The organism is Neorhizobium sp. IRS_2294 (genome assembly GCF_050500145.1).
Lineage (GTDB): Bacteria > Pseudomonadota > Alphaproteobacteria > Rhizobiales > Rhizobiaceae > Neorhizobium > Neorhizobium soli.
In genome coordinates this window covers 1,836,305-1,860,233 of record NZ_CP191439.1, presented here as the reverse complement: position 1 = coordinate 1,860,233, position 23,929 = coordinate 1,836,305, and the positions used below count along the sequence as shown (strand labels likewise).

General features: G+C 59.7%; 24 protein-coding genes and 1 tRNA gene. 14 read left to right on the top strand and 11 right to left on the bottom strand.

Going from position 1 to position 23,929, the window contains the following annotated elements:
* Positions 1 to 8 precede the first annotated feature (8 nt).
* Positions 9 to 617, bottom strand: coding sequence for a GNAT family N-acetyltransferase (locus ACQY1K_RS09060; RefSeq protein ID WP_430257131.1), 609 nt, complete (start codon positions 615 to 617; stop codon positions 9 to 11).
* A 436-nt stretch (positions 618 to 1,053) separates the two neighbouring features.
* Complete coding sequence (tyrS, locus tag ACQY1K_RS09055; protein ID WP_430257130.1) at positions 1,054 to 2,307, bottom strand: tyrosine--tRNA ligase; 1,254 nt, start codon at positions 2,305 to 2,307, stop codon at positions 1,054 to 1,056.
* Positions 2,308 to 2,514: 207 nt separating this feature from the next.
* On the opposite strand from tyrS, the gene ACQY1K_RS09050 reads away from it, so the two are divergent.
* Complete coding sequence (locus ACQY1K_RS09050; RefSeq protein ID WP_192086442.1) at positions 2,515 to 3,717, top strand: GGDEF domain-containing protein; 1,203 nt, start codon at positions 2,515 to 2,517, stop codon at positions 3,715 to 3,717.
* A 56-nt stretch (positions 3,718 to 3,773) separates the two neighbouring features.
* On the opposite strand, the gene ACQY1K_RS09045 is transcribed toward ACQY1K_RS09050, so the two are convergent.
* Positions 3,774 to 4,451, bottom strand: coding sequence for an alpha/beta hydrolase (locus ACQY1K_RS09045; RefSeq protein WP_062580802.1), 678 nt, complete (start codon positions 4,449 to 4,451; stop codon positions 3,774 to 3,776).
* Between the two features lie 255 nt (positions 4,452 to 4,706).
* Between ACQY1K_RS09045 and ACQY1K_RS09040 the strand changes: the two genes are divergently transcribed.
* The 7 genes from ACQY1K_RS09040 (at position 4,707) to sufA (ending at position 11,774) form a co-directional block, all read left to right on the top strand.
* A complete protein-coding gene (locus ACQY1K_RS09040) occupies positions 4,707 to 5,867 on the top strand; it encodes a cysteine desulfurase family protein (RefSeq protein WP_430257129.1) in 1,161 nt (386 codons plus the stop codon).
* 147 nt (positions 5,868 to 6,014) lie between these two features.
* Positions 6,015 to 7,484, top strand: a complete 1,470-nt coding sequence (gene sufB / locus ACQY1K_RS09035; RefSeq protein ID WP_184653217.1) for a Fe-S cluster assembly protein SufB — start codon at positions 6,015 to 6,017, stop codon at positions 7,482 to 7,484.
* Positions 7,485 to 7,547: 63 nt separating this feature from the next.
* Positions 7,548 to 8,303 (top strand): Fe-S cluster assembly ATPase SufC, encoded by a 756-nt coding sequence (gene sufC, locus ACQY1K_RS09030; RefSeq protein WP_113110547.1) that lies wholly within the window; start codon positions 7,548 to 7,550, stop codon positions 8,301 to 8,303.
* Positions 8,304 to 8,323: 20 nt separating this feature from the next.
* Complete coding sequence (sufD, locus tag ACQY1K_RS09025) at positions 8,324 to 9,607, top strand: Fe-S cluster assembly protein SufD (protein WP_430257128.1); 1,284 nt, start codon at positions 8,324 to 8,326, stop codon at positions 9,605 to 9,607.
* A gap of 34 nt (positions 9,608 to 9,641) precedes the next feature.
* Positions 9,642 to 10,886, top strand: coding sequence for a cysteine desulfurase (locus ACQY1K_RS09020; protein ID WP_430257127.1), 1,245 nt, complete (start codon positions 9,642 to 9,644; stop codon positions 10,884 to 10,886).
* A 16-nt stretch (positions 10,887 to 10,902) separates the two neighbouring features.
* On the top strand, positions 10,903 to 11,277 hold the full coding sequence (locus ACQY1K_RS09015; protein ID WP_062456735.1) for an SUF system Fe-S cluster assembly protein: 375 nt from the start codon (positions 10,903 to 10,905) through the stop codon (positions 11,275 to 11,277).
* 104 nt (positions 11,278 to 11,381) lie between these two features.
* Positions 11,382 to 11,774 (top strand): Fe-S cluster assembly scaffold SufA, encoded by a 393-nt coding sequence (sufA, locus tag ACQY1K_RS09010; RefSeq protein ID WP_430257126.1) that lies wholly within the window; start codon positions 11,382 to 11,384, stop codon positions 11,772 to 11,774.
* 58 nt (positions 11,775 to 11,832) lie between these two features.
* On the opposite strand, the gene ACQY1K_RS09005 is transcribed toward sufA, so the two are convergent.
* Genes ACQY1K_RS09005 through ACQY1K_RS08995 form a run of 3 tightly spaced genes read right to left on the bottom strand, consistent with a single transcriptional unit; the run spans position 11,833 to position 15,042 of the window.
* Complete coding sequence (locus ACQY1K_RS09005) at positions 11,833 to 13,038, bottom strand: ABC transporter permease (RefSeq protein ID WP_430257124.1); 1,206 nt, start codon at positions 13,036 to 13,038, stop codon at positions 11,833 to 11,835.
* The gene (locus ACQY1K_RS09000) at positions 13,019 to 13,756 is read right to left on the bottom strand and encodes an ABC transporter ATP-binding protein (protein WP_062580788.1); all 738 of its coding nucleotides are present in this window, start codon (positions 13,754 to 13,756) and stop codon (positions 13,019 to 13,021) included. The genes ACQY1K_RS09005 and ACQY1K_RS09000 overlap by 20 nt, the downstream gene beginning before the upstream one ends.
* A complete protein-coding gene (locus tag ACQY1K_RS08995; RefSeq protein ID WP_430257123.1) occupies positions 13,756 to 15,042 on the bottom strand; it encodes an efflux RND transporter periplasmic adaptor subunit in 1,287 nt (428 codons plus the stop codon). Before ACQY1K_RS08995 ends, ACQY1K_RS09000 begins: the two co-directional genes overlap by 1 nt.
* 203 nt (positions 15,043 to 15,245) lie before the next feature.
* On the opposite strand from ACQY1K_RS08995, the gene ACQY1K_RS08990 reads away from it, so the two are divergent.
* On the top strand, positions 15,246 to 15,506 hold the full coding sequence (locus ACQY1K_RS08990; RefSeq protein ID WP_062456750.1) for a DUF2171 domain-containing protein: 261 nt from the start codon (positions 15,246 to 15,248) through the stop codon (positions 15,504 to 15,506).
* Positions 15,507 to 15,573: 67 nt separating this feature from the next.
* On the opposite strand, the gene ACQY1K_RS08985 is transcribed toward ACQY1K_RS08990, so the two are convergent.
* Both ACQY1K_RS08985 and ACQY1K_RS08980 read right to left on the bottom strand, forming a co-directional pair.
* On the bottom strand, positions 15,574 to 15,753 hold the full coding sequence (locus ACQY1K_RS08985; RefSeq protein WP_430257122.1) for a hypothetical protein: 180 nt from the start codon (positions 15,751 to 15,753) through the stop codon (positions 15,574 to 15,576).
* A gap of 77 nt (positions 15,754 to 15,830) precedes the next feature.
* A complete protein-coding gene (locus tag ACQY1K_RS08980; protein ID WP_256413796.1) occupies positions 15,831 to 15,956 on the bottom strand; it encodes a hypothetical protein in 126 nt (41 codons plus the stop codon).
* A gap of 285 nt (positions 15,957 to 16,241) precedes the next feature.
* Between ACQY1K_RS08980 and ACQY1K_RS08975 the strand changes: the two genes are divergently transcribed.
* Both ACQY1K_RS08975 and ACQY1K_RS08970 read left to right on the top strand, forming a co-directional pair.
* Positions 16,242 to 17,969: a type I secretion system permease/ATPase gene (locus ACQY1K_RS08975; protein WP_430257121.1), complete on the top strand. Its 1,728-nt coding sequence runs from the start codon at positions 16,242 to 16,244 to the stop codon at positions 17,967 to 17,969.
* An 8-nt stretch (positions 17,970 to 17,977) separates the two neighbouring features.
* Positions 17,978 to 19,273, top strand: a complete 1,296-nt coding sequence (locus ACQY1K_RS08970) for an HlyD family type I secretion periplasmic adaptor subunit (RefSeq protein WP_062580782.1) — start codon at positions 17,978 to 17,980, stop codon at positions 19,271 to 19,273.
* A gap of 31 nt (positions 19,274 to 19,304) precedes the next feature.
* Here the strand turns inward: ACQY1K_RS08970 and ACQY1K_RS08965 are convergent, their stop codons facing one another.
* Positions 19,305 to 19,550 carry a DUF982 domain-containing protein gene (locus tag ACQY1K_RS08965; RefSeq protein ID WP_062458038.1) on the bottom strand — a complete coding sequence of 82 codons (246 nt, stop codon included), beginning with the start codon at positions 19,548 to 19,550 and terminating at the stop codon, positions 19,305 to 19,307.
* 100 nt (positions 19,551 to 19,650) lie between these two features.
* A tRNA-Lys gene (locus tag ACQY1K_RS08960) sits at positions 19,651 to 19,726 on the bottom strand.
* A 217-nt stretch (positions 19,727 to 19,943) separates the two neighbouring features.
* Here ACQY1K_RS08960 and ACQY1K_RS08955 point away from each other — a divergent pair.
* Both ACQY1K_RS08955 and ACQY1K_RS08950 read left to right on the top strand, forming a co-directional pair.
* On the top strand, positions 19,944 to 20,696 hold the full coding sequence (locus tag ACQY1K_RS08955; protein WP_430257120.1) for a cytochrome c biogenesis CcdA family protein: 753 nt from the start codon (positions 19,944 to 19,946) through the stop codon (positions 20,694 to 20,696).
* A 43-nt stretch (positions 20,697 to 20,739) separates the two neighbouring features.
* Positions 20,740 to 21,702 (top strand): AEC family transporter, encoded by a 963-nt coding sequence (locus tag ACQY1K_RS08950; RefSeq protein ID WP_430257118.1) that lies wholly within the window; start codon positions 20,740 to 20,742, stop codon positions 21,700 to 21,702.
* Here the strand turns inward: ACQY1K_RS08950 and ACQY1K_RS08945 are convergent.
* Positions 21,679 to 22,881 (bottom strand): UbiH/UbiF family hydroxylase, encoded by a 1,203-nt coding sequence (locus tag ACQY1K_RS08945; protein ID WP_430257116.1) that lies wholly within the window; start codon positions 22,879 to 22,881, stop codon positions 21,679 to 21,681. The two genes, ACQY1K_RS08950 and ACQY1K_RS08945, sit on opposite strands and share 24 nt — an antisense overlap.
* A gap of 215 nt (positions 22,882 to 23,096) precedes the next feature.
* Between ACQY1K_RS08945 and pcsA the strand changes: the two genes are divergently transcribed.
* Positions 23,097 to 23,825, top strand: coding sequence for a phosphatidylcholine synthase (gene pcsA, locus ACQY1K_RS08940; protein ID WP_430257114.1), 729 nt, complete (start codon positions 23,097 to 23,099; stop codon positions 23,823 to 23,825).
* The last annotated feature ends 104 nt before the right edge of the window (positions 23,826 to 23,929 follow it).

Sequence of the window (23,929 nt, the reverse complement as noted above, 5' to 3'; positions counted from 1 at the left end):
CGCTTCACTTAGGATTTCTGCGGTAAATGCTTGCCCATCAGAATCCATTCTCCCGGTTCATCTGAACCAGGAAACGGGAAAAATGGCCGTCTGCTCCATTCGGTAAAGCCACTTGCCTGATATATGCCATATGCTTTCGCGTTGAAGCTGCCAACCATGAGCGTCAGACGGTCGCTTCCTGCAGATCGGGCCACGCGCTCCGCTTCTACCAGCAGTGCCTTCCCGAACCCCTTACCCTGGAATTCTTGGTAGATCGCAGCGGCAGAGATATACCACGTCCCGGCAGCCAGTGCTTTCAACTCGTTGAGCGGTTTTACGACCTCCATGTTAGGAGCTGGACCGGATATTTCTGGAATTATATACCCGTTTAAAGCACCAACGCTCTGGCCTTTATGTTCGGCGATACGCCAATTCGTGAAGTGGGTAAAATGACCCTCGTCATTGCGGATAACGTTCCGGCCGATCTCGCACGCCGATTCTCCGGGAGAAGCCATGTTCCCCCACAGGAATGAGGTCAGTCGGCGTGTTGCCATGTCCGCGAAAAGAACGAGATGGGCACAATCTTCTTGGGTTGCGCTGCGAAACTTGATGGGCATAAGGGCTGGCGTCGAGGTCATGCTTGCTCCCTGATTTGAGGGTTCAGACAACAAAAAACCTGCCGACATAGGGGTGGGCAGGTTCCGGGAAGTCCCATGATGGTGGGGAGGGCTATCCCTCCGGAAACTAACGCCACCGCAGAATCAACACGCCACGCTGCACAGTCATGCAGCGTCGGCGTCGGATGATGTTTGCGGAGCCAGTGTTCATGATGGTGAGAATGTTCGAGCTTGCAAAGAAGGTCAATAGCCGCTGATCGGTGCCATTCTCGGCAACGGACGAGACCGCGGACTGATCGGCATCACCTTCAAGCTCGAAGGCGTCTTCGACAAGCCGAAGCTGACGATCAATCCGCTGTCGATCATCGCGCCCGGTGTGTTCCGACAGATCTTCGAGTTCCAATAAAAAAAGGCCTCGCGAACGAGGCCTTTTCATTGTTCTGCAGACCGTTGGCACTCAGGCCGGGCGGACGAGGATATGCTTCTTCTTGCCGAGCGACAGCTTGATCACGCCATCGGCCGTGACGTCGCCGGTGCCGATGACGGCGCGTTCGTCCGAGACCGCCGTATCGTTGATGCGCACGGCGCCACCCTGAATATGCCTGCGAGCTTCGCCATTGGAGGCTGCAAGGCCTGCCTTGACGATCAGTGCCAGGAGGCCAAGACCAGCCTCCAGTTCCGACGATGCGATGTCGATCGACGGCAGGTTGTCGGCAAGCGCACCTTCCTCGAACGTCTTGCGGGCGGTTTCAGCCGCTTGCTCGGCATTGTCGCGGCCGTGCAGCATGGCGGTGACTTCCGTCGCGAGGATCTTCTTGACCTCGTTGATTTCCGAACCGGCAAGTGCTGAGAGGCGGGCAATCTCGTCCATGGGCAGAGTGGTGTAGAGCTTCAGGAAGCGCGAGACGTCTGCGTCCTCGGTGTTGCGCCAGTACTGCCAGAAGTCATAGGCCGACAGCATGTCCGGGTTGAGCCAGACCGCGCCGTTCATGGACTTGCCCATCTTCGCACCCGACGATGTCGTCAGAAGCGGCGAGGTGAGGGCGTAGAGCTGCGGTGTCCCCATGCGGTGACCAAGGTCGATCCCGTTGACAATATTGCCCCACTGGTCCGAGCCGCCCATCTGCAGGCGGCAACCGTAGCGCTGGTTGAGCTCCACGAAATCATAGGCCTGAAGGATCATGTAGTTGAATTCGAGGAAGGACAGCGACTGCTCGCGGTCGAGGCGCGTCTTGACGCTGTCGAAGGACAGCATGCGGTTGACCGAGAAGTGACGGCCCACATCGCGCAGAAATTCGAGGTAGTTGAGATCGCGCAGCCAGTCGCCGTTATTGATCATCAGCGCATCCTTATGACCTTCGCCGTAGCTCAGGTAGTTGGAAAAGACGCGCTTGATGGAAGCTATATTGCTTTCGATCGTGTCGATCGTCATCAACTGGCGAGCGTCGTCCTTGAACGAGGGATCGCCGACCATGCCGGTGCCGCCGCCCATCAGCGAGATCGGCCGGTGGCCGGTCTGCTGCATCCAGTGCAGCATCATGATCTGGATGAGACCGCCCGCATGGAGGCTTGGTGCCGTCGGGTCAAAGCCAATATAGGCCGTCACGGTTTCCTTGGCGAACAGTTCGTCGAGACCCGATTCGTCGGAAATCTGGTGAATGAAGCCACGCTCATTGAGCGTGTGGAGGAAATCGGACTTGAACCTGGACATCTTACTTCTCTGTGGATGCGTTTTTTGTCTTGAGAGCCGGCGTCTAGCACTGTTTTGGTGGTTTATCACTCCAAAAATGCAGCGAAATGCGCTTGCACTTATCTGTGACTCGCCGTCATGGTTCATTAATCTTTTGTTTTCTGCCAAGCCACTAAGGTGAAGGCAGGACTGCGGCATTCCTTGTTTTCTAAATGCATTGTTGGGTTGATGAACGGGGCAGTTTTTTTCCTGGGGGTGAATTTCGTCGTCGCGATATGTTTCTGTATCGTGTTTGCGGTTGTTTCCACCCGCAGTCGGTCGCGCGTTGCCGCGCTTTGGTTCGGGGCCGGTTTCGGCGTCGCTTCACTGGCCGCTGTTTGCGAGATTGCCGTCGCCTATCTGCCCTGGCCGCGTCCCTGGGCCATCGGAGCTTTTGCAACCGTTCTCGGTGGCATGATTTTCCTGCTGTTCGGTATTGGCAGTCTCTATGACGTTCGCATCAACCGTCGACTTGCCGGATTGATGTTCGCCGTGAGCTCCTTCGGAAACGTCTTCGTCTATGATCTGCGGCCCGGCACGCCGCTTCACGCATTTTCCTACCAGACTCCATTTGCCCTGGTCATCCTCGCAAGCGCCGGCGTGGTTCTGCAGGCTTTGTTGCGCTCGAACCGGCAACTGCTGATCGATAAGGTCGTGTGCGCGCTTCTTGCGGTCACAGGGGTTCATTTCATTGCGAAGGCCGCACTTGCGATCGCCGTTGGTGCCGGGTCCGTCGCGACAGATTATATCCGCACCGACTATGCGCTGATCTCCCAGAGCCTGACGGCTGTTCTGATGGTCGCGGTCGGCCTGACCCTGCTGTCGGTGCTGGTGCTCGAAATCATGGCCGATGAACGCAGCGTGTCGGAAAGCGATGCTCTGTCGGGTCTTGCAAACCGGCGCGGCTTCGAGCGCCGGGTAAGATCCGCAATCGCGACGTTTCCAAACGGACCGCATGCGGTGGTTTTATGCGATCTCGACAGGTTCAAGACCATCAATGACACCTATGGGCATCATGCCGGGGATATGGTGATCCAGAGTTTCGGGACCTTGCTTTCCTCGTGCGCGCCAAAAGAAGCAATCGTCGGCCGGATGGGCGGCGAAGAGTTCTCCGTGTTCCTTCCCAACACGCCGATGGACGTTGCGCTGATGGTGGCTCAGGCTCTGAGGGGCGGCACGATGGCGATGTCGGTGGCGGGTCTGCCACCCACCTCAAGGATCACGGCGAGTTTCGGCGTCGCCAATCTCACCAGCCCCGACGCGCTCGACGAAATGTTCCGGCAGGCGGATGTGGCGCTCTATGCCGCGAAGCGGGCTGGCCGTAACCGGGTTCATGAAGCGACGTCAGACGATGGGCGTCCGCGTGCGGCACATGTGCGACCGGTCAACTGAAGATACGAAAATGGCCGCAAACGCGGCCATTTTTGTTTCTTCGATGCACAGTAGCCTTAGCGGATGCGCTTGGCAGCCGGCTCGGGGACGAGTTCGCCATTGAGGCGGCGATCGAGGTAATCCTCGCATTCGCCCATCAGCGTTTCGGTCTGGCCGTTGAAGAAGTGGTTCGCGCCCTCGACGATCTTGTGCGTGATGAGGATGCCCTTCTGGGTCTTCAGCTTCTCGACGAGGCCGTTGACGTCCTTTTCAGGCGCAACTCTATCGGCATCGCCGTTGATGATCAGGCCGGACGAGGGGCAGGGGGCAAGGAACGAGAAGTCGTAGATGTTCGGCTGCGGCGCAACGGAGATGAAGCCTTCGATTTCCGGGCGGCGCATCAGAAGCTGCATGCCGATCCAGGCGCCGAAGGAATACCCACCGACCCAACAGCTCTTGGAATCCGGATGCAGGCTCTGGACCCAGTCGAGTGCCGAGGCTGCGTCGGACAATTCACCGGCGCCGTGGTCGAACTCGCCCTGGCTGCGTCCGATCGAACGGAAGTTGAAGCGGAGTGTCGTGAAACCGCGCTTCTGGAACATGTAGAAGAGCTGGTATACGATCTGGTTGTTCATCGTGCCGCCGAACTGCGGATGCGGATGCAGGATGATGGCGATCGGCGCGCTCTTTTCCTTGGAAGGCTGATAACGGCCCTCCAGGCGGCCTGCAGGGCCGTTGAAAATCACTTCGGGCATCGGTACTCCGGTCGGTCAAACGTGATCTGATACCAGACTGGGTTGCTATCCACGGTTCATCCGTCGAGTTTGACTTGACGAAGCCGCTCAGCTTTTCTAAAACCCAGTTTAGAACCATTCGAAATTGGGGCCGCCTTGGCAGCGCCCGATGCGATGTCTCTTAAGGCAAGCGTGGCCGGAATTTCAAGAAAAATGCGGCCTGCGGCAACCCTAGATGAGGCCCAACGGTAATTAGGGACGGAATCTGATCAGGCAATGGCGTTGAACCGCACCTATCTCGACTGGAACGCGACGGCACCTTTGAGTGCGCCGGCGCGTGCTGCGATGCTGGAGGCCCTTCAGCTTCCGGGCAACGCATCGTCGGTGCATGGTGAGGGCCGGTTGTCGCGCGCGGCCGTCGACAAGGCGCGGCGCCAGGTTGCGGCCTTGGTCGGCGCAGATCCGGCGCATGTTACCTTTACCAGCGGTGCGACGGAGGCCTCGAACCACGTTCTGACGCCTGACTACCGGATGGGCCGTTCGCCCGTCGCGATCGGCGCTCTCTACGTTTCGGCGATCGAGCATCCGGCGATCCGCGAAGGCGGCAGGTTTGATCCTGCCCAAGTGATCGAGATACCGGTGACGCCAACAGGCATCGCGGATCTCTCGACGCTGGAAACCCTGCTGGCGGCGCATGACCATTCTCTTGGCCTTCCGATGGTCGGGCTGATGCTGGTCAATAACGAGACGGGCGTAATCCAGCCGGTGGCGGAGGCTGCGGAGATCGTCCACAGGCATCGCGGGCTTCTGGTCGTCGATGCGGTGCAGGCTGTCGGTCGCATCCCGGTCGATATCAACAGGCTGGATGCCGACTTCATGGTGATCTCGTCGCACAAGATCGGCGGACCGAAGGGCGTCGGCGCCCTGATTTCGCGTGGCGAAGTGCTGATGCCGAAGCCGCTGATCCGTGGCGGCGGGCAGGAGAAGGGTCACCGTTCCGGGACCGAGAATTTTCACGCGATCGTCGGCTTCGGCGCTGCGGCGATGAGCGAAGACCTCGATGATCGGAATGCCGGTATAGGCGCGTTGCGGGATCGTCTCGAAGGCGAGATGCGCAAGGCTGCTGCCGATGTGATGATCCATGGCGCGGATGTTCCCCGCGTCGCCAATACCTGCTTCTTCACGCTCCCGGGGCTGAAGGCGGAAACGGGTCAGATCGCTTTCGATATTGAAGGCATCGCGCTTTCGGCCGGTTCGGCCTGCTCTTCGGGCAAGGTCGGCGAGAGCCATGTGCTGACGGCGATGGGCCGGGATCCACAGCTGGGTGCCCTGCGCATCTCGCTCGGCCCCGACACGACAGACGAAGACATTACGCGTGCGGTTGCGGCTTTTGCCAAAATCGCAGCCCGTCGCAAGGCCCAAGGCGTTGCGGCGTGACAGCGCTCTAATTTGTGCGAGCGCAACTTTCTACTTGCCTAAAGGTGTGAAAACCGCCTTTTGGCGCCTACATACGGGAGGAACAGAACCTCCCGGAGACATGACAGAATTGCCGGAATTTGAACCGGCAAGATTTGGAGAATGAACATGCCAGCTGTCCAGGAAACAATCGATCAGGTCCGCGGGATCGATATCGATCAGTACAAATACGGCTTCGAAACCATTATCGAAGTGGACAAGGCGCCCAAGGGCCTTTCGGAAGACATCATCCGCTTCATTTCAGACAAGAAGCAGGAGCCCGAATGGATGCTGGAATGGCGTCTCGACGCCTACAAGCGCTGGCTGACGATGGAAGAGCCGACCTGGGCGCGCGTCGATTACCCCAAGATCGACTTCAACGATCTCTATTACTATGCCGCACCGAAGACTACGTCCGGTCCGAAGTCGCTCGAGGAAGTCGATCCCGAGCTGCTGCGCGTTTATGAAAAGCTTGGCATTCCGCTGCGCGAGCAGGAAATCCTTGCGGGCGTCGACAAGCCGCGGGTTGCCGTCGATGCGGTGTTCGATTCCGTGTCTGTTGTCACGACCTTCAAGAAGGAACTTCAGAAGGCCGGCGTGATCTTCATGTCGATCTCGGAAGCCATTCGCGAGCATCCGGACCTGATCAAGCAGTATCTGGGCACGGTCGTATCGGCCACCGACAACTATTACGCCACGCTGAACGCTGCCGTGTTTACCGATGGCTCGTTCGTGTTCGTGCCGAAGGGCGTTCGCTGCCCGATGGAACTGTCCACCTACTTCCGTATCAACGAGAAGAACACCGGCCAGTTCGAACGCACGCTGATCATTGCCGAGGAAGGCGCTTACGTGTCCTATCTCGAAGGCTGCACGGCGCCGCAGCGCGACGAGAACCAGCTGCATGCCGCAGTGGTCGAACTCGTTGCTCTCGACGATGCCGAGATCAAGTATTCGACCGTTCAGAACTGGTACCCGGGCGATGCCCAGGGCAAGGGCGGTATTTACAACTTCGTCACCAAGCGTGGCGATTGCCGCGGCCACCGTTCGAAGATTTCCTGGACCCAGGTCGAGACCGGTTCGGCGATCACCTGGAAATACCCGTCCTGCATCCTGCGTGGTGACGATAGCCGCGGCGAGTTCTACTCGATCGCCGTGTCGAACGGTCACCAGCAGATCGATAGTGGCACCAAGATGATCCACCTCGGCAAGAACACGTCGAGCCGCATCATCTCGAAGGGGATTTCGGCAGGCGTCTCGCAGAACACCTATCGCGGTCAGGTCTCCATCCATCGCAAGGCTGAAAACGCCCGTAACTTTACCAACTGCGATTCGCTTCTGATCGGCGACAAGTGCGGTGCGCATACCGTGCCTTACATCGACGTGAAGAACTCGTCGGGCCAGATCGAGCACGAAGCGACGACCTCGAAGATCTCCGACGACCAGAAGTTCTACGTCATGCAGCGCGGCATTCCCGAAGAAGAAGCGATCGCCCTGATCGTCAACGGCTTCGTCAAGGATGTCATCCAGCAGCTGCCGATGGAATTTGCGGTCGAAGCGCAGAAGCTGATCGGGATTTCGCTCGAAGGCTCCGTCGGCTGATCGGCCTGTCATTTGAATAGCGCGCCTGGCGCGTCACTAAAGAGTATCCGGAAAGATAGACCTATGCTTGAGATCAAAAACCTGCATGCCCGCATTGCCGAAGACGGCACCGAAATCATCCGTGGCCTGAACCTTACCGTGAAGGCTGGCGAAGTTGCCGCCATCATGGGGCCGAACGGTTCCGGCAAGTCGACGCTGTCCTATATCCTGTCCGGCCGTCCGGACTACGAAGTCACCGAGGGAGAAGTTCTTCTGAACGGTGAAAGCATTCTGGAGCTCGATCCGGCGGAGCGTGCCTCCAAGGGCATTTTCCTTGCCTTCCAGTATCCGGTCGAGATCCCGGGCGTCGCCACCATGCAGTTTCTCAAGGTGGCCATGAACGAACAGCGCAAGGCGCGCGGCGAAGCCGAACTGACGACGCCGGACTTTATCCGTCGCGTCAAGGAAGCAGCTGCCGAGCTGAAGATCGACATGGATATGCTGAAGCGTCCGCTCAATGTCGGTTTTTCCGGCGGCGAGAAGAAGCGTGCGGAAATCCTGCAGATGGCGCTGCTTGAGCCTTTGCTCTGCGTGCTTGACGAGACCGATTCCGGCCTCGACATCGATGCGCTCAAGATCGTGGCTGATGGCGTCAATGCGCTGAAGTCGCCGGATCGTGCGACGATCGTCATTACCCACTACCAGCGCCTGCTCGACTATATCGTGCCGGATACGGTTCACGTCCTCTACAAGGGCCAGATCATCCGCACCGGTGACAAGGCGCTGGCGCTCGAACTCGAGGCCAATGGCTACGCGGACATCATCGGCAGAGCAGCCTGAGACGCGGGAAGGAATTTGGCATGAACATGCAAATCAATCAGCCCGTCCGGCTGACGGCCGCCGAAACGGCGCTCGTCGAGGCCTTTGCGGCCCAGGTTGGCGAATTGCCGGGCAACGGTGCCGTCACGGGAACCCGCGATCGTCTTCTCGACGATCTGAAGCGGTCCGGCCTGCCGACGCGACGTATCGAGTCCTGGCACTATACGGATCTGAAGAACCTGTTGCGCGCCATTCCAGAGCGCGTCGTCGGTGGCGTTTCGGTCGATCCGATCGCACCGCTGGTCGAAGGGGCGAAAGTCCTTTCGATCGTTCAGGGCGTAGCGGACAACCGCGCGACGATCGATGGCGTCGAGCTTTCGGTCTTCAGGGACCAGCTCGCCGATGGTTCGGCCGTGGCGGGTCTTGCGGCGTTCGACAGGGACGACGCGATCGCTCGCATCAACGGCAGCTTCGTGCGGGACGGCTTCGCGCTCTCCGTACCGGCTGACGTTGCGGTCGAACAGCCGATCGAACTTCAGGCGGTTCACGGCGCCGGCCAGGTCCATACGCGGTTTCCGGCGGTGTTCGGAGCCCGGTCCAAGGCAACGATCATCGAGCGTCACTGCGCGGTGACTGATGATGCGGCACTCGTGTCGTCGATCAGTGACCTGACGCTGCAGGACGGTGCAGAGATCACCTGGATCATCCTCCAGACTCAAGGGGCTGACGACACCCATCTCGGTCAGATCCGCATTTCGCTCGGTACCGATACCAAGCTGCGATTGTTCATCGTCAACGCCGGCGGCAAGCTGGTGCGCCAAGAGCTTCGCGTCGACGTTCAGGGCGAGGGATCGGAGTTCACGCTGCGTGCCGTCAACCTGCTCGGTGGCGATACCCATACGGACGTGACGATGGTTCTCGGTCATAACGTTCCGCACACGAGCTCCACGGAAATCATCCGCAACGTCCTGTTCGACAAGGCAAGCGGCGTATTCCAGGGCATGATCAAGGTCGCCCCGGACGCGCAGAAGACCGATGCGAAGATGGCGTGCAACACGCTTCTGATGTCCGACGACGCCGATTTCTCGGTGAAGCCGGAACTCGAAATCTTTGCCGACGACGTGATCTGCGGACACGGCGCCACGGTTTCCGATATCGACCGCAACCATCTCTTCTACCTGATGGCGCGCGGCGTTCCGGAAAACAGGGCACGGGCCATGCTCGTCAACGCCTTCGTGGCGGAGATTGTCGAGGAACTGGAAGAAGAAAAGCTCGTCGAAGCGCTGGAAGGCGTCATCTCCGACTGGCTCGAAAAGCACGCCTGATTTTAAAGGCGCGCGTCCGCAAATGAGGCATGACATGGACCAGATCACACCTGCGACAGCTTACGACGTCGAAGCGATCCGAAAGGATTTCCCGATCCTTTCGACCATGGTGCATGGCAACAAGCCGCTGGTCTATCTCGACAACGGGGCGTCTGCCCAGAAGCCGCAGGCCGTGATCGACGCGATCGCGCATTCCTACTCGAACGAGTATGCGAATGTGCATCGCGGCCTTCACTACCTCTCCAATGCTGCAACGGATGCCTACGAGGCGGCGCGCGAAAAGGTGCGCCGTTTCCTCAACGCCGGTTCCGTCGACGAAATCATTTTCACCAGCAATTCCACGGCGGCAATCAACACCGTCGCCTACGGTTATGGAATGCCGCATATCGGTGAAGGCGACGAGATCGTCATCACCATCATGGAGCACCATTCCAACATCGTGCCGTGGCACTTCATTCGCGAACGCCAGGGTGCGAAGATCGTCTGGATCCCGGTCGATGACGACGGCGCCTTTCATCTCGACGACTTCGAAAAGGCGCTGACGGACAAGACCAAGCTGGTCGCCATCACCCATATGTCGAATGCGCTCGGTACGGTGGTTCCGGTCAAGGAAGTCTGCCGCATTGCCCACGAGCGCGGTATTCCGGTTCTCGTCGATGGCAGCCAGAGCGCCGTCCACATGCCGATCGATGTCAGCGATATCGACTGCGACTGGTTCGTGATGACCGGCCACAAGCTCTACGGCCCATCGGGCATCGGCGTTCTCTATGGCAAGGCGGACCGTCTGAAAGAGATGCGGCCGTTCATGGGCGGTGGCGAAATGATCATCGACGTGGCCGAAGATTTTGTCACCTACAACGATCCGCCGCACCGGTTCGAGGCGGGCACGCCGCCGATCGTGCAGGCGATCGGTCTCGGTCATGCGCTGGACTATATGGACAAGGTTGGTCGCGATGCGATTGCAAAGCACGAGGCCGATCTGACTGCCTATGCCACCCAGCGGCTGAGCGTGATCAATTCGCTGAGGATCATTGGCAACGCGCCGGGCAAGGGCGGGATCTTCTCGTTCGAGCTTGCCGGCATTCATGCGCATGACATCTCGATGGTGATCGACCGGCGCGGTGTGGCGGTGAGAGCCGGCACCCATTGCGCGATGCCGCTCTTGAAACGCTTCGGCGTTACCTCCACATGCCGTGCATCCTTCGGCATGTACAATACCCGGGCCGAAGTGGATGCGTTGGCAGATGCACTCGACTACGCCCGCGATTTCTTTTCCTGAAGGACTTTTGAAGGCCATGGACGACCAGATACCGAAATGGGATGCCCGCGAGGGGATCATCCAGTCCGCCATTCCCGAAGACGAGGTGGCGCGGCTCTCCGACGACATCGTCGCGGCTTTGAAGACCGTCTATGACCCGGAAATTCCGGCCGACATCTTCGAACTCGGCTTGATCTACAAGGTCGATATCGAGGACGACCGGATGGTGAAGATCATGATGACGCTGACAGCGCCCGGTTGCCCGGTTGCCGGCGAAATGCCGGGCTGGGTGGAAAATGCCGTCGGCGCCGTCGAAGGCGTGTCCGGCGTAGAAGTCGAGATGACCTTCGATCCGCCGTGGACGCCGGAGCGGATGTCCGAAGAGGCGCAGGTCGCCGTCGGATGGTATTGATCGGTTAAGGCGCCGGTACTAAGTTGGAATCACGAGACGTACTCTCGAAACACCAGATCTAGAAACACCGGGCCTTGAACCCGGTCGTGGAAGGAAAGAATGCCATGGGCTTTGCTGTCATGACGATCACAGACGCTGCTGCACAGCGCGTCAACCAGATCACCTCGAACTCCGGTCCTGATGCGCTCGGCTTGCGCGTCGGTATCAAGAAGGGCGGTTGCGCCGGCATGGAGTACACGATCGATCTCGTGACTGTGCCGAACGCCAAGGACGACCTGATCGAGCGGGACGGCGCCAAGGTGTGGATCGAGCCTTCGGCCGTTCTTTACCTGCTCGGCACCCAGATGGATTTCGAGACGACCAAGATGCGATCCGGCTTCACCTTCGTGAACCCGAACCAGACATCGGCCTGCGGTTGCGGCGAATTGGTCGAACTGAAGCCTGCGGATCTGGCGGCGCTCGCGCAGCAGCGCACCACGCAATCTCCGGCCGCCTGAGGCGATAAATTCAGATGTTAAAGAGAAAGGGCCGCGAGGCCCTTTTTTATTGCGCTGTCTATTCGTGGCGCAAAGCCTCAATGGGGTTGAGCTGGGCTGCCCGTCGGGCCGGGAAGTAACCGAAGATCATGCCGATCGCTGCGGAAAAGGCGAAGGCCATAAGGATGATCGTCGGGCTGGCCACGAACGGCACCTCAAGAAAGCTGACGACGCCGTAGGCGAGCGCAAGGCCTGTTATGATGCCCGTCACGCCGCCGAAGATCGACAGCATCACGGCCTCCACGAGGAACTGACGGAGAACCTGGCTTTCGAGTGCGCCGATCGCCAGCCGGATGCCGATCTCGCGGGTTCGCTCGGTGACGGAAACCAGCATGATGTTCATGATGCCGATACCGCCGACAAGAAGACTGACGGCCGCGACGGCACCGAGAAGGCCCGTCAGCAGAACCGTCGTTCCCGTCATCGCGGCCGCGATCTGCGACATGTCGTTGACGGAGAAGTCGTCATCGCGTCCGATCGCGATGCGCCGCCGCTCGCGCAGCAGGCCTTCGACATCCGACTGGACCTTGGCGGTCGAGACGCCATCCTGAGCGGATATGACGATGCTGGAGATCGTCGTCGTCCCGCCGATCCGCCGCTGGTGCAGCTTCAGCGGCATGATGACGGTGTCGTCCTGGTCGTCACCCATGCCGGACTGACCCTTGACCGCGAGCACGCCGACGACCGGGCAGGCGATGTTGCTGACCCGGATCAACTGTCCGACCGGGTTGGCGGCACCGAACAGCTGCTTGCGCACCGTCTCGCCGATGATGCAGGCCGCATGGCTGCCGCGATCCTCGTTCGGATTGAAATTGCGGCCGAGCGCCATATCCCAATCCTGCACGATGAAATAGTCGTTGGTGGTGCCGACAGCGCTCGACGAATGGTTGGCGCCGCCGGCGATGACCGTGGCTGTCCCGCGATTGATCGGTGCGACGCCCCGAAGACCGGAGATCTGCTCCTTGATCGCCAGCACATCCTTGTCGGTGAAGCGCTTGGCTTCCGTGCTCGCGCGTCCCGGTCCCCACTGGCCCGGACGGATGAATAGGGTGTTGGTGCCAAGGCGGGACAGTTCATCGCGCACCTTCGCAGTCGTGCCGTTGCCGATCGTCACCATGGCGATGACCGCTGCGACGCCGATCACGACGCCCAGCACTGTGAGAAAGGAGCGCAGCAGATTGCGGCTGATCGCCCGCCAGGCGAGCTTAGCGGCTTCCAGCAGCATGGCTTGCCCTTTCGAGATTGGGTTCGTCGGAGACGAGGTGACCATCCGTGAAGCGCAAGAGACGCGACCCGTAGGCTGCGATATCTTCCTCATGGGTGACCATGATCACGGTAATGCCGTTGTCGCGGTTGAGCCGGGTGATCAGGTCCATGATCTCCATGCTCGTCTTGGTGTCGAGATTGCCTGTCGGCTCGTCGGCGAGAAGCACGGCCGGATCGGTGACGATGGCCCTTGCGATCGCGACGCGCTGTTGCTGGCCGCCGGACAGTTCCTGGGTGGTATGGCCTTCGCGTCCGGCGAGACCGACCTGAGCCAGGGCCACAGTAGCACGTGCGCGCCTCTCCTTGGGCGGCATGCCGCGATAGACGAGCGGAAGCTCCACATTTTCAACGGCAGATGTCCGGGCGAGCAGATTGAACCCCTGGAACACGAAGCCCAGCATGTGGCGTCTCAGAAGCGTCCGTTGCTCCCGGCTGAAATCTGTTGTCGGAACGCCCTGAAACAGAAACTCGCCGGATGAGGGGATATCGAGCCCGCCGATGATGTTCATCGCTGTCGATTTGCCCGACCCGGACGGTCCCATGATCGACACGAATTCTCCGGCGGATATGGCAAGGTCGATCTGGTCCAGCGCCCGGATCGTCGCTTCGCCGCGCCCGTAGAACTTCGAGACCTTGTCGAATGCGATGAGGGGTGCAGGCGTGACGGCGAGGTCCATCACTGCGCCCTTGCGACAGCATCCGTCACCAGTTCGTCGCCGTCGCGGATTTCGCCTGATTTCAGGACCGTGAACTGGCCATCGGTCGGCCCGGTTTCGACGGGCACGCGCTGTGCTTCGCCGTTGCGCAGTACCCAGACGGCGCGCGTGTTGTTTGCGGCCTCTTCGCCCCGGTTGCGTTTGCGGGGCGGGCGTGGCGGCGAGAACAGCCGGGAGAGTATGTTGCCGCGCTGCCGTGCGGTGGCGGCCGGCGAGTAGCGAAGCGCTGCGTTGGGGACAAGCAGCGCATCCTTGACCGACTGGACGGTGATGTCTGACGTGGCCGTCATGCCCGGCCGCAGCAGCAGATCGGCATTGTCGACGGTCAGGATCGCCTTGTAGGTCACGACATTGGACACGGTCTCGGAGGCGAACCTGACGGTCTCGATGGTGGCCGGAAAGCTTCGCTCCGGATAGGCATCGACCGAGAAGCGCGCAGGCTGCCCGTCCTTGACCTGGCCGACATCCGCCTCGTCGACGGAGACCTGGAGTTCCATGCGCTTGAGGTCGCCGGCGATTGTGAAGAGGACCGGTGCATTGAGCGACGAGGCGACCGTTGCACCGGGATCGACTTCGCGGGTCAGCACGATCCCGTCGATCGGAGATACGATCGTCAGTTTGCCGAGGTTAACCTCGGCAAGCCTCAGGCTTGCTTCGGCGGACAGGATCGCGGCCTGATTGATGTCCTTCGTCGCAACGGCCGACTCGTAGGCATAGCGCGCCGCGTCCAGATCCTGCTGGCTGGAAATGCGATTGGCGACGAGTGCCGTCAGGCGGTCGAATGAAATCTTCGCGGAAGCCGCTTCTGCCTCGGCCTTCAGGACATTGGCCTTCGCGGACGCAAGTTGAGCGCGCGCGCTTTGCACATCCGCTTCCTGCTTGCTGGTGTCGAGTTCGAGCAGCACATCGCCGGCCTTGACCGCGCTGTTATAGGTCACGTTGACTTTCCTGACCGTGCCGGAAAGCTCGCTCGATATGTCCACCTGATCGGTCGGCTGGACGGAACCGGTTGCAGTGACAACTACCGCAAGGTCTCCGCGCTTTGCGGCCTGCGTCGTGTAATCGTATCGTGGGCCGCTGCTGCCGAAATAAGAGTAAGCCATCAGGGCTGCGGCGGCGATTAGGATGAGGAGAGGCCAGACAAACCAACGTCCACGCTTTTTCCGCTTGCCCGAAGACGCAAGGATCGCGGCGAGATCAGGCGCATCCTGTTTACGGCTGGCTGGGGGAGTGGACTGGACGTTCAATGGCTATCCTCGATGCGGTGGAAATAGCGCGAGCCGTTCCGGTCTAGCGAGGGATCGCGTCGAAACCGCGGCTTTGCAACTCTGGAACGAGGCATTCGCATGAAAGCAGCCGGTGGCCAACTTAAATGTCGGTAATGTATCGGAGGCACTGCATCGAACTTCGCGGTTGTGCGTTATGGCTGAACACACAAAGGAGAACTCAGATGATCGATGTCGCCCTTATCAAGGAACATGCGGAAGTGATCGGTGCGGACGGCGTCCACATCGGAACGGTTGACCGCGTTGAAGGAAACCGTATCAAGCTGACCAAGAAGGATAGCGGTGAGGGGAGCCATAAAGGCCATCACCATTTCATTTCGCTTGAACTCGTTGCCGATGTCGAAGGCGACAAGGTTCGTCTCTCTGCAGATGGTGACGTCGCAGTGACGTTCGAAGAAGAAGACGGCGGCAAGCCGATCCACTGAAGCAATTCAGCATGCAAAAAGGCCGGCGTTTCTGACGCCGGCCTTTTTTGTTTACGCATCAAAAATTTCAACGGGTTGGATGGGGGACCCCGAAGCGCTCGGGAAGAAAAGCCGTTTCAGTCGCGGCGCCACTCAAGCGAGCGGATTTCTCGTGGGCAACAGGCGTGTTTGGAATGCCAACAAGAATTACAAAGACGGCACCAACAGCAGCTGAACAACATACCAGCAGAATATTACGCATGGTCATGCTTGCACTTCCTCTCGTGATGCGATCGCTTGAGATCGCGATGATGTAAGCTGGTCCTTTTTCTCTTTGGGATGATCCTAGTTGGCAGCCGACAACTGGGTCGGAGACGCGAGTATTTCCGTATCGCCAAGCGAGTGATCAGAATACTTGAACACCAGAATACTGAGGACCGAACCGATAAGAGCGACGAAGACTATTCTCATGCTGAGACTCCTTTGCCCTCAGAACGGCGGTCCTGAAGTAAGGTTCCGTAAACCAATTCGTGATAGCCGCCGATTTAAGAACTTTGCGGATTGTTGATTGACAAATGGTTTGGCCCGGCACGTCCTTGGACGAGAGCGGGGCACTTGTGCCGGAGCGATCTGTCTGCCGCGCGGCTTTATTGAACTTTAAACCCGTTACGGGTAATAGGTGTGATCCCTGCATCAGGATTGCGCATTATGGCCGAAACCGCTTCGGGATCCCCACGGCAAGCCTCCAAAGATCCGATGAGCGAAGCCATTGCGCCGAGCAGAACCGGTCTCGTTGCGGTCGCGGTCGCGAGCGGACTGGTCAACGTGCTCTATCTCACCAGCTCATTCTTCATGCTGCAGGTCTATGATCGCGTCATCCCAAGCCGCAGCATCCCGTCGCTGATCGCGCTCAGCTTGCTGGCATTGATGCTGTATCTATTTCAAGGCGCATTCGAGCTTACCCGCAGCCGCATGCTGACAAGGATTGCCGGCATCATCGATGATACGATGGGGTCGCGGGTTTTCAAGATGATGCTCAAGGCGCCGGTCAAGACGAAGGCGTCGATCGACGGTCTTTCGATCATGAAGGATTTCGACCAGGTCCGTTCGTTTGTCTCGAGCGCGGGGCCGCCGGCCTTTTTCGACCTGCCGTGGCTGCCGTTCTATGTCGCCATCTGTTTTCTGTTTCATCCGGTCATCGGCTATATGGCAGTCGGTGGGGCGCTCATCCTGATGGTGCTCACCTACCTCACCAACCGCAGCACGCAGGTTTCCGCCAAGAAAGTGCACGAACTGACCGGCCAGCGCAGCGCCTTTCTTTCGGCGGCACAACGCAATGCCGAAGTCATTGAGGCCATGGGCATGGCAAACGACTTCTCACGGCAATGGACTGCCACAAACGCCAACTATCGCAGCAGCTATCAGACCAATTCCGATACCTCGAACGGATACCTGTCCGTTACCAAGATTTTTCGCATAGCGCTGCAATCGGCAGTCCTTGCCGTCGGCGCGGTGCTCGTCATCGAAAACCAGGCATCCGGCGGCATCATCATCGCGTCGTCCATCCTTACCTCCCGCGCGCTTGCCCCGGTCGAGCAGGCGATTGCAAACTGGCGCGGCTTCGTTTCGGCCCAGCAGGCCTGGAAACGGTTGCGGCATATGCTGAACGCGCTGCCGGAGGCCGATATGCCTCTGTCGCTGCCCGCACCGAAGCAAAGTCTGGCGGTGGAGAGCCTTTCGAGCGGCCCGGCTGGGCTGCAGAAACTGGTGATTTCCAATGTATCGTTTACGCTTCAGGCCGGCAGCGCTCTCGGCGTGATCGGACCGAGTGCATCCGGCAAATCATCGCTCGTGCGGGCTCTGACGGCCGTCTGGCCGATCTATCGCGGCAGTGTCAGGCTGGATGGCGCAGCGCTCGACCAGTGGAGCGACGAGGACCGTGGTCGCCATCTCGGATATCTTCCGCAGGAGATCGAACTTTTTGCGGGCAGCGTTTCGGACAACATTGCGCGGTTTCGTGAAAACCCTGATGCGGCCGATGTCATTGAGGCGGCAAAGGCTGCGGGCGTCCACGACCTCATCCTGCGCCTGCCGAACGGCTATGATACCGATATTGGCTTGAGTGGTTCCATGCTTTCGGCCGGTCAGCGCCAACGCATCGGGCTTGCGCGTGCGTTGTTCGGCAAGCCGTTTCTGGTTGTTCTGGACGAGCCCAATTCCAATCTCGATTCGGAAGGCGAGGTCGCGCTGACGGACGCGATCATCGGCATCCGCAAACGCGGGGGCATCGTGATTGTGGTCGCGCACCGCCCGAGTGCGCTCGCGGCCGTGGATTTCGTGCTGATGATGAAGGACGGTGGTCTTGCGGCCTTCGGACCGAAGGACGAGGTGCTCTCGAAGGTGCTTCGGCGCGAGAACCAGCCGAACGAGAGAAGTTCGCCGCTCAAGGTCGTCGGGGAAAGCCCGGAACAGATAAGGCAATAGGTCTCAAGATGACAACAGCCGAGCGTTCGCTGAAGCGCCATATCCTGCTCGTATCGACGTTGAGCGTGTTGCTTGTCGGCGGCATCGGCGGCTGGGCACTCAGCACGACATTGTCGAATGCGGTGGTGGCCGAAGGCAGTGTCGTGATCGAGGACAATGCCAAGAAGGTGCAGCACCTGACCGGCGGTATTGTCTCCGAGCTGCTCGTCAAGGAAGGCGCGCATGTCAAAGCGGGGGACGTCCTGCTGCGGCTGGATGGCACGTCGCTCAAATCCAATCTCGGCATTACCAACAGCACGCTGGCACAGCTTTACGCGCGGCGCGCGCGGTTGCAGGCGGAACGCCGCGGTGAGGAGAACTTCACGGTCAAGGAAGCCGAGGCCGCGGGTATCAATTCCCAGACGAACCGCATCCTGATCGAAGGCGAACAGCAGTTCTTCCTCAGCCGTCGCGCCTCGCTCGAGGGTATGAAGAAGCAGCTCGCCGAGCGGAAGAGCCAGTTGGCCGAAGAAATTGAGGGCGCCACGCTGCAGATCAAGTCGATCGACGATTCGATCGTGCTGATCGATGAGGAACACACGGCTATCAGCTCGCTCTACGAAAAGCAGCTCGTGACGATGCAGCGTGTCAACACGCTGAAGCGCCAGCGCGCCGAGCTTGACGGCAATCGCGGACGGATGATCGCGACGCGGGCGCAGGCGCATGGCCGCATCAACGAGATCAACCTGCAGATCCTGCAGCTCGACGAAGACAGGCAGACGGAAAACGCGCGTGACCTGACCGATGTCGAGGCAAAGATCGCCGAATCAGAAGAACGCCGTATCGCCATACAGGACCAGCTCGACCGTCTCGACGTTCGCGCACCGCTTGACGGTTACATTTATCAGCTGGCGCTGCACACGGTGGGCGGCGTTGCCAATCCGGGCGAGGCGCTGATGCTGCTGTCGCCGGAGACGCGCAGCCTGACGGTCGAGGCGAAGGTCGCTTTGCGCAGCATCGACCAATTGAGCGTGGGACAAAGTGTCGACATCCGCTTCAGCGCTTTCGACCAGAAGACTACGCCTGAAGTCCAGGGCAAGATTTCGTCGATCTCGCCCGATTCGGTTGTCGATCAGCGTAGCGGCGCTGCCTCCTATATCGTGCGGATTGCGCCTGATGCAGGCGATATCGCGCGGTTACAGGGCCTGTCGCTCTATCCAGGAATGCCCGCGGAGGTGTTTATCAAGGTCGCCGACCGGTCGGTCATCTCCTATCTGACCAAGCCGATGATGGATCAGATCAACCACACGTTCCGTGACGAGTGAGCGGAAAGCGACCAATAGGCAGCTATTGGTCTCAGGCGCTGACGAGAACGCCGGCTTCCTCGGCAGCAGCGACGAAGGCCGCACGGGCGTCTTCCGGCTTGCGTTTTCCACCATCCACTTCGGCGCACACGATCAGCGCACGGTCGATCAGCGGACCGTCTTCGACAGGCCAGTCCTCGATCATCGCCCAGGCCGCAGCCTGGGTCGTTTCGACTGTCGTTTCGACAGGCGGCTCGCCAATCAGGACGACGACAGGTTTTGACCAAGGGTTGTTCATCATCGGGGGAATTTCACATGATTTGATGCAGGTCGAAGACTACGGAACATCTGAAGTCCATCTTCGCCAGCGTCGAGTTTCACCACATTATCTGGATAAATGGTGAGAGCGCAGGGGTTCGAACCCTGGACCTACTGATTAAAAGTCAGTTGCTCTACCAGCTGAGCTACGCTCTCCCTAAAGACTGCCGAGGCATCCTTTGAAAGTGCGCGGAACATATGCAGGTCACTCTTTGCGGTCAACCCCGCTAGCTGTGCAAAATTGCGTTCCTCAACGCTTTTCCCCGCCGCTTCGTCTGCGCGCAAAAAGGTGACTGGCTTTCCGGACGCGGCATGCTTAGGTGAAATCGATTCCACGGTGGGAAACTTCCGATCAAAACCTGCGGACCAAAACGTGTCGATTGCTGATATCTCTCTTCTGAGTGCCTTGATTGCCGGCGCCCTATCGTTTCTTTCCCCGTGCGTCCTGCCGCTGGTGCCGCCCTACCTGTGCTACATGGCCGGGATTTCCGTCGACCAGTTTCGCGACGGGCATGCGGCCGTGTCGCGGTCAAAGGATACGCGCCGCGCGGTTCTTTTGGCCGCGTTCTTCTTCACCCTCGGCTTTGCGACCGTGTTCGTTGCGCTTGGCGCCGGTGCTTCGACGATCGGTGTTCTTCTCCGGCAGCATCTCGACCTGCTCTCCAAGATCGGCGGCGTGACCATCATCATCATGGGCCTGAATTTCCTCGGCGTGTTCCGGATCGGCCTGCTTGCGCGCGAGGCGCGGTTTCATGGCGGTGGACAGCCGGCGACGCTGTCTGGCGCCTACGTGATGGGGCTGGCTTTCGCGTTCGGCTGGACGCCGTGCATCGGTCCCGTTCTCGGCGCGATCCTCGGTGTTGCCGCGTCGCGCGATACGGTGGGCGAGGGCGCCATGCTTCTGGCGATCTATTCGCTCGGTCTCGCCGTGCCGTTCTGGATCGCTGCCGGGTTCTCCGGTGCCTTCATGCGGTTCCTCACCCGCTTTCGACGGCATCTCGGTCACGTCGAGAAGGCGATGGGCGTGTTGCTGATCCTGACCGGCCTTGCATTCATCTTCGGTTTCGTGACGTCAGCCGCGATCTGGTTCCAGCAGACCTTTCCAATCCTGATGCAAATCGGCTAACGGAACGGCCATAAGGTCAACCGCGGTAAGGATTAAAGGCGGCATGGGCGACATCATCGGCTTGCTGCTACCGTTTTTCGGATTGATCCTGATCGGCTACGTGGCCGCAAAGGTCACCAAACAACCGGCCGAGGCGCTTGGATGGATGAACACGTTCATCATCTATGCGGCACTTCCGGCGCTGTTCTTCAAGCTCGTCTCGCGCACGCCAATGGAGCAACTGGCGCGGGTCGACTTCATTCTTGGCGAGATCTTCGCGACCTATTTGATCTTCACGGTGGTGTTCCTTATCGGGTTCCTGATCCGCAAGACGTCATTCGAGGACTGCACGATCCAGGCGTTTGCCGGCGCTTACGGCAACATCGGATATATGGGGCCGGGGCTTGCACTGCTCGCTTTCGGCGAAGCGGCTGCCGTTCCGGTGGCGCTGATCGTCTGCTTCGAGAACGCCGCCCATTTCATCGTGGCACCCGCCATGATGGCGGCAGCCGGCGGCGACGGTCGATCACCGCTGGCGGTGGCGGGCGATATCGCCCGCAAGGTTCTGCTGCACCCGTTCATCATCTCGACAGCTGTCGGCTTTGCATTCGCCGCGATGGCGTGGCAGCCGGCCGAGCCGGTGCAGCGGCTTGTCGATTATCTGGCGCAAGCGGCGGCGCCCTGCGCGCTCTTTGCAATGGGTGTGACACTGGCGCTGCGGCCGGTGCGGCGTGTTCCGGTCGAGATCGGCTATATCGCCGTCTTCAAGCTGATCGTACTGCCACTGACGACGTTTTCGGTCCTGTCGCTGATCGGTGGTTTCGAACCGGTCTGGATCTACTCGGCGACGCTGCTGTCAGCCCTGCCGACAGCCACCAATGTCTTCGTCATCAGCCAGCAATATGGCGTCTGGCAGGAGCGCGCGTCGGCGAGCATCCTGATTATCACGCTGGCGTCTGTCTTCACCCTGCCAGCGATCCTTTATCTCATCCATTCCGGTTTTCTATCTGCGGGCTTGCTTCCTTAGGCCAGAAAAAATTTCGCGCAGTCCGCGGCCCGGTTCGATCCCCTCCCGCATCATCAGATTGCGTAACGGCGGGGCGTTTTTCAAGACCTGCAGACCGCCCGCCCGTAGCATCTGGACGGGCAAGAAGTCCGACAGAAGTGAGCGGTTGAGGAGATCGACACCGAAGGTGCGGGTCATGATATCGGGGCGGCGGCTCCGGTTGAAACGATCGCCGATATCCGCGCCAATCGGTCTGTCCGGTTCGTCCGTCACCAGATCACTCAGCGTGATGATATCACGCAGCGAGAGGTTGAGGCCCTGAGCGCCGATCGGGGGGAAGGCATGCGCGGCTTCGCCGACAAGTGCGACACGACCCTTGCCGAACCGGTCTGCCATCAGGCTCGAAAGCGGCCAGGCCTGCGGGGCGGCTTCGACGGTCACCTTTCCGAGCATCGACTGCATGCGGTCTTCGACGAGCTGCGACAGCTGGTCGAGATCGGTCGCCATCAACCGTTCGGCTTCTTCGGGTCTCACTACCCAGACGAGGCTGGAGCGGGAGCCGGGCAGGGGAACCTGCGTGAACGGTCCGGTTTCTGTATGGAATTCCGTCGAAACGTTGTGATGCGGCACCGTGTGGGCAAAGTTCATCACCAGGGCGGACTGCGGGTAGGACCAGCGGCGGACACCTATGCTAGCGGCCTCGCGCGTGCTCGACTTGCGCCCGTCCGATCCAATGACCAGATCGACCGCCATAGCTGATCCGTCCGATAAGGTAAGGCGAGCGCGATCGCCGTCGAGGTCGAAGGCTTCGACCTGATGCGTGAACCGGGTGACGTTCGGTTCCAGGTTGATCGCCTTATCCAGCGCCGGAGACAGAGCGTTGTTGGGAATGTTGTAACCGAACGCGTAGAGCCCGACATCCTGCGCACGAAACTGTGTAGTAGGCGCGCGCAGCAGACGAGTCGTGCCGTCGATGATCTGCATGATCGACAGCGGCGCGGCCGATGGCGCGATGATATCCCAAAGACCCAGCCGATCGAGCAGGCGGATGGATTGATCCATCAGCGCGGTCGTGCGCCCATCGTCTCGCTCGGATGCCGGCGAAATGAGCGCGACTTTGCGGCCGGCTCGACCAAAAGCCAGCGCCGCTACCGATCCTGTCAGGCCGCCGCCAACGACGGCAATTTCGAACTCGTGCATCTGTCACCTCCGGAGCCATTCGCTCTCACCGTATTTATAGAGTGCTGGCCGTAATTCCAGCCGTAGCAGCGTCAGATTCGGCACGCGCTGCCCACGAGGGATCGAGAGAAATCCTGGTTTTCCCGGTCATAATCAGGTGTGCGCCGGCATGCGCAGTTGCAAACGGGGACAATTGGCCGCATATCTCGCAGGCTTCACGGAAAGGCGGGGGACGCGTGTTCAGGCGACTATTCAATTATCGGAACGTCCCTTACGCGGAAATCCGGGCTTTCTCCGTGCATCTCCTGACGGCGTCAGGATCCTTCCTGGCATTCCTCGGTGTCGTGGCTGCGGCAGAACATCGATTTGTCGACATGTTCTGGTGGCTGGGGCTGGCACTTCTGGTCGACGGGATCGATGGGCCGATCGCGCGCAAGGTGCATGTGAAGGAAGTCCTGCCGAACTGGTCGGGCGACACGCTCGACAACATCATCGACTATGTTACCTACGTTCTCCTGCCGGCCTTCGCGCTCTATCAGAGCGGCATGATCGGCGAACCCTGGTCATTTGTTGCGGCTGGTGCCATCGTCGTGTCGAGTGCGATCTACTATGCCGACATGGGCATGAAGACGGATGAATACTTCTTCTCCGGCTTCCCGGTCGTCTGGAACATGGTGGTGCTGACGCTGTTCGTCATCGATGCCAGTGCGACGACGGCCATGATCGTCGTTTCCGTGTCCGTGGTTGCCACTTTCCTGCCGATCAATTTCCTCCATCCGGTGCGCGTCAAGCGCCTGCGGTCGCTCAATCTCGGGATCTGCCTGCTCTGGTGCGCGCTCGCCGGCTACTCGCTGCTCCTGCATTTCCAGTCGCCGGACTGGCTCGTCTGGGGCGTCGTGATCAGCAGTCTTTATCTGTATTGCATCGGCGGCATCATGCAGCTTTTTCCAGGTCTTGGAAAATAGTTGCGTTTTTTCACATCGCATCTGTTTGCTGTTGTGCACGGCAACAAAAACGGTATCAATATCAACCCAGTACCCGGGTTAACCGGGTGGGGTCAGAAGAAATA